We start from the raw sequence: 4,649 nt of genomic DNA, 5'->3' as shown, positions 1-4,649 counted from the left end.
TAGCGCTTTGCGCTTTGCATAAGAAAGAGACCTCCCGGCAAAGATTTAGAGAAGCCTGTACTACCTGATTATAACGCATGGCCTTAAACAGCGACCACCGGCGCTGTAGTCGACCACGTTCAGCCTCGCCAGTGACAAGGCTCTCATTACGTGTATACGCTGCTGAGTCCGCTCAGGCGACAGACCGCTCACGGCAGGCCATTTTCCCTTAGAAAGCTGAGCGCTAGCTGAGAAATTGCTGAAACTTTTATTGTTGACTTGCTCTCCGCCACGTCACCCGTGTATTGTCAGAGCAAGAGATCATGGATGAGGTGGCAGGGGAGGAGGCCGGCTCGGGCCACAAGGCCCGTTTCGAAGAGAAGGAGGGAACTTCTTATGTTTGCTTCTGTGACATCTGCAGCCATCGCTGCTCTCACCTCAGATTCGCCGCTCTTTACGATCAACATCGGCGATTTTCACTGGACGGTGACCGTGGGCACCGTCATCTACCTGATAATTGCTGCTATCGCCGGGCTACTGGCTGAGTTTATCGTCGGCTGGCGGCTGCCAGGGGGGATCATTGGGGCAGTTATTGCCGGGCTGATTGGAATCTGGCTCTTTACTCATGTGTTTCCCCTCACTATCAGCGGCGATCCGACAGTCTACGGTGTCCCCATTTTCAGAGCGCTCATCGGCGCTATCCTGTTGGTCTTCCTCTGGCACTTGATCACCTTTGGCGCCTGGCGCCACCGTCGCCCATACTACCGCCGGGGCGATTAACTCGCTCCCTGCCTCAGCGCCTGCTTTGCCGGTGAGCCTGCTTTCTTTGCGGATCTGAGCGCCAGCCGCAGATCAGGCCCCGGCAACCTGCTTCCTTCCCTGACCCGACTCTGACACGAGCTACCACTGCAACATTGCCAGAGAGCGCTTTCTCCCGTATACTACAGCAAGCTAGTCGAGTGAGGGAGGCGTTGCAGTGGTCTTTACAACTCGTGCTTTCGTGACTTTTTTCACGATTATTGACCCCGTCGGATTAGCACCAGTCTTCATTGCGCTGACAGCTCACCTCAATGAGGCCCAGCGCCGCGCAGTGATTACGCGCGCCATTTTGATCAGCGCAGCCATCATTGCTTTTTTTGCGCTTGTCGGGCGTTTTCTACTCGATCGGCTGGGGATTACGCTCTATGCCTTCAATATGGCAGGGGGAGCCTTGCTTTTCCTGGTAGCTGTAGAGATGCTTTTCGGACGCTCGTCGGGGACACGCCGCACCGCCGCTGAAGAGGAAGAAGCGATGACCCGCGAGGACATCAGCGTTTTTCCGCTCGCCATCCCGATGATTGCCGGTCCGGGAACGATCGCCACCACTATTCTCTATGTCGATCAGGCACTGCCCGATCCTTTCAAGCTCTTCTCGGTGGCAGCCGCTATTGTCACCTCGCTGTTGGCGGCCTGGATCGTTATGCGCCACAGCATCTGGATTATGGAGCATATCGGGCGAACCGGGATTCTGGTCCTGTCGCGCATTCTTGGCATCCTGTTGGCAGCGCTTGCCATCCAGTTCATCCTGAACGGGATGCTGACCTTCATCCACACCAGCGGCCTGCTGAAATGAGAGCCAGCCAGCTGGGGCGTCCGGCTCCCCACCTCGGCGTCCCCTCCTCGCCTCAAGGGCCGGCTATACTATAATTGCTTCAGCAGGGGAGAAGGCGATCTGAGCCGGTCGGCTATTGCTGAGAGCCTCCTGTGACCGGGGCGATAACCTCCGAGGTAGGTAGGGCAGACAGCCAGGAACCACCCCCCTAGAAAGAGGAGAGAAGAGCGTCACCTTTTGCCAGGCTATACGTAGTATTTTCTGAGTACAGAGTGTGTCAACAGCCTCAGCGACCCGGGGTTCAGGGCTGGTTGCGAGCAGCCCGCCGCCCCATGAGAGAGGACAGCCATCCGCTGCCTTCTGCTCCTGGCCGAGAGAGAAACGACTGCCGCCATATCCTCCTGCCAGGGCCATGAGTCTGGCCGGCCAGAGAGAAGGCAGCACCCTTCCTCGGGGTCACTAGAGGCCCCCAGCAGCATGTCTCTATGGTATCATGTAGGATGTGGTGCCCAGAACACCAGCGAAGCAGTCAGACGCTCAGGTCCTGGTGGCTTTTGCTTGCTGTCTTACGCCTTAGTGAAGGGAGCGGCAGCGCGACAAGGAAGGAATCCTTACCTTGGCGCGACAGACCACAACCAGCCCGGTCAAGAGCAGGAGCATTGACGGTATAGTGCGGCACTACGCCTGAGTGGAGGAGACACATTTGGAAGCACAGACCGAGATTCAATCTTACCTGGAGCGGGGTAAACAAGCCCTCGCCGAGGGACAACCCCGAGAGGCAGCCATTGCTTTTGCCCACGCCGCCCAGATCGATCCAGAGAATCCCAAAGTGCACCTGGGCCTGGCGGAGGCTAACCTGGGCCTGGGAGACTACCAGGTGGTGACCCTGGCTTGCAAGAAAGTCGAGGAGCTACAGCCGGAAGGCGGCCAAGAGAGTCTGCTGGCCCGAGCCTTGCTGGCGCTCTTGGAGAAGCGCTATGATCAGGCTCTGAGCTACGTCGACCAGTACATCGCTCAGGACCCGGCAAATGCCTACGCCCACGCTTTGCGCTCCTATCTGCTGCAGGCACTGGGCCAGTACTACGATGCCGGCCTGGCACGGTCACGCGCGGCGCGCCTTTCCTACGGCGGGCGCTTCGAGCGGGCTTTTCCTCCGCTGGAGGAGAGCTTCGGCTTCGGCTATCGGGGTGTTCCCCCTTCACCCTCACCCAACGCCCCCACCAGCCCAAGTCAGCCCTTGCCACAGGAGCAGACTCCCTGGTCCCAGCGCAGTCAGCTCCAACGTCAGGCCACACGCGGACGCTTTATCCTGAGCCGCTACCCACGCCTGATAACAAATACCCTGATCTTTATCAACATCGCCGTCTTTCTGGTCGAGGTTTTCCTGAGTCAGAACCTGTTCATCGACGAGAACGTGCTCTATCAGATGGGGGGAGAGGTCAGCCAGGTCGGAGACTACTGGCGCATTTTCACGGCGATGTTCTTGCACGCCAACATCCTGCATATCTTCTTAAATATGCTCTCTCTGTTCTTGATCGGGAGCGCTACCGAGGTGTTCTATGGCAAGATACGCTATCTGATCATCTACCTTGCCTCGGGGATTGTCGGCGGCCTGGCTACCTACTTTCTGATGCCCGCAACGGTGCTGAGCGTGGGCGCCTCGGGGGCAATCTTTGGCGTTTTCGGCGCACTTGGCGCCTTCTACATTATGAATAGGCGAGCGTTGGGACCCTTCGGCCAAGGGGCAATTATCAACTGGCTCTTCTGGTTGGGTCTTAATCTGGCCCTGGGATTCGCTCCTGGCAGCAATATCGCCGTTTCTGACCACATCGGCGGCCTCATCACGGGCCTCGTCCTGGGCTTCCTGCTTGGTCGCCCACTAGAGCGGCGCATCCTCTAGCTCCGCCCATTCAGCTCTGGCCCCAGGCTCCTGGCCCGGGCAAGCCAGAGCCAGATCGCGGGAGAAGACCCAGAGCAGACAACGGCGAGGAGTCGCCCAATGGGAGCAGCTCCCAGCCGGTCGAAGCGACATGGCAGTCCGAACACCAGGGCTGGCGGTGATCGGACCGATTGTCCTGCCAGGGAGGGGTTTTTTTATTCTTCAGCAGGGGCTTGCTTTGGCTCAACGTAGCCCCTCTTTTCTCTTCTCAGGCTTGCCGCTTGTTTCTGCTTGTTTTCGCCTGTTTCTGCTTGCTTCTGTTTGCTTCTGTTCGCTTCTGCGCCTGCCTTCCGCCTGCTGCTTTCCCTGCCAGGCCACTTCCTCAGCCCGCGCAGCGTAACGGAAGAGCTGGCCAGGGAAAAGAGCCTCCGCTCGCCCACTGCCTGTTGGTAGACAGAGTAAACTAAATATAAGGAGCTGAGCCTGCAATCTCGCTGTGACCCGGCTGAGTCACATGATCCTATCCATGCCCTTTACCCCCCCGCTCAGCTCCCTTCTTTATTGAGAAGAGCAATAGAGGAGAGACAGCCAGCCCTCGCTCCTCAATCAACAGGCTCTTAGATGCGACCCGTGCCAACAACAGCGATGGCACGCACGTAGGTTCTGGCCTGTACTAGAGTCGCAATAGCTCCACTGCTGAGATCGAGAGCAAAGATGTTACCATCGGCATAGAAGGTCAGTGTGTGCCCATTGAGCCAGGTCCCTAGCTCAACCAGAGCGGCGGTGGTGGTCGCCAGGAGCACGGGCCTGGCCACGCGCAGGTGACCATTGCCATCGCTAACCTGCACGGTGTAGAGGGCACTATGGCGCTCATAGGGCGGCTGGTCGTCGCTCGAAAACTCCACATAGACCAGGGAGCGCTCATCGGGCGTAAAAAGTGGCGTCGTTACCCAGTGATAATCAGCAATGCTGCGCAATGCCCTCTGCGCCGGCAGCACTATCTGGGCCTTTCCCAGGGCCGGCGGTGAGCCTCCCAACGAGGCCAGGCTGAGACTGTTGGCATAAGAGAGAGCCGCGATGTCCGCCGGGACGCTATTATCGGTGGGATAGGGGACCTGCCCCTCGTTGGGCGAATAGAGAAGGAAGCGATCAGAAGGCGAGAGGAGCAGCGGCCCTTGCTGCGGATCTTCGTCAAGAATC

4 protein-coding genes are annotated in these 4,649 nt (G+C 58.4%); 3 read left to right on the top strand and 1 reads right to left on the bottom strand.

Going from position 1 to position 4,649, the window contains the following annotated elements; all coding sequences use genetic code 11:
- Window positions 1-375: 375 nt before the first annotated feature.
- The 3 genes from IRZ31_RS20300 (at window position 376) to IRZ31_RS20290 (ending at window position 3,470) form a co-directional block, all read left to right on the top strand.
- The gene (locus tag IRZ31_RS20300) at window positions 376-759 is read left to right on the top strand and encodes a GlsB/YeaQ/YmgE family stress response membrane protein (RefSeq protein ID WP_297157266.1); all 384 of its coding nucleotides are present in this window, start codon (window positions 376-378) and stop codon (window positions 757-759) included.
- A 196-nt stretch (window positions 760-955) separates the two neighbouring features.
- Window positions 956-1,591: a MarC family protein gene (locus tag IRZ31_RS20295; protein ID WP_297157262.1), complete on the top strand. Its 636-nt coding sequence runs from the start codon at window positions 956-958 to the stop codon at window positions 1,589-1,591.
- 682 nt (window positions 1,592-2,273) lie between these two features.
- Window positions 2,274-3,470 carry a rhomboid family intramembrane serine protease gene (locus tag IRZ31_RS20290; RefSeq protein ID WP_297157260.1) on the top strand — a complete coding sequence of 399 codons (1,197 nt, stop codon included), beginning with the start codon at window positions 2,274-2,276 and terminating at the stop codon, window positions 3,468-3,470.
- Window positions 3,471-4,066: 596 nt separating this feature from the next.
- Here IRZ31_RS20290 and IRZ31_RS20285 read toward each other — a convergent pair.
- A partial coding sequence (locus IRZ31_RS20285; RefSeq protein WP_297157257.1) for a hypothetical protein occupies window positions 4,067-4,649 on the bottom strand: 583 nt, incomplete at its 5' end.

This window comes from Thermogemmatispora sp. (assembly GCF_019683635.1).
Taxonomy (GTDB): Bacteria; Chloroflexota; Ktedonobacteria; order Ktedonobacterales; family Ktedonobacteraceae; genus Thermogemmatispora.
This window is presented reverse-complemented; position numbering and strand designations above follow the sequence as displayed.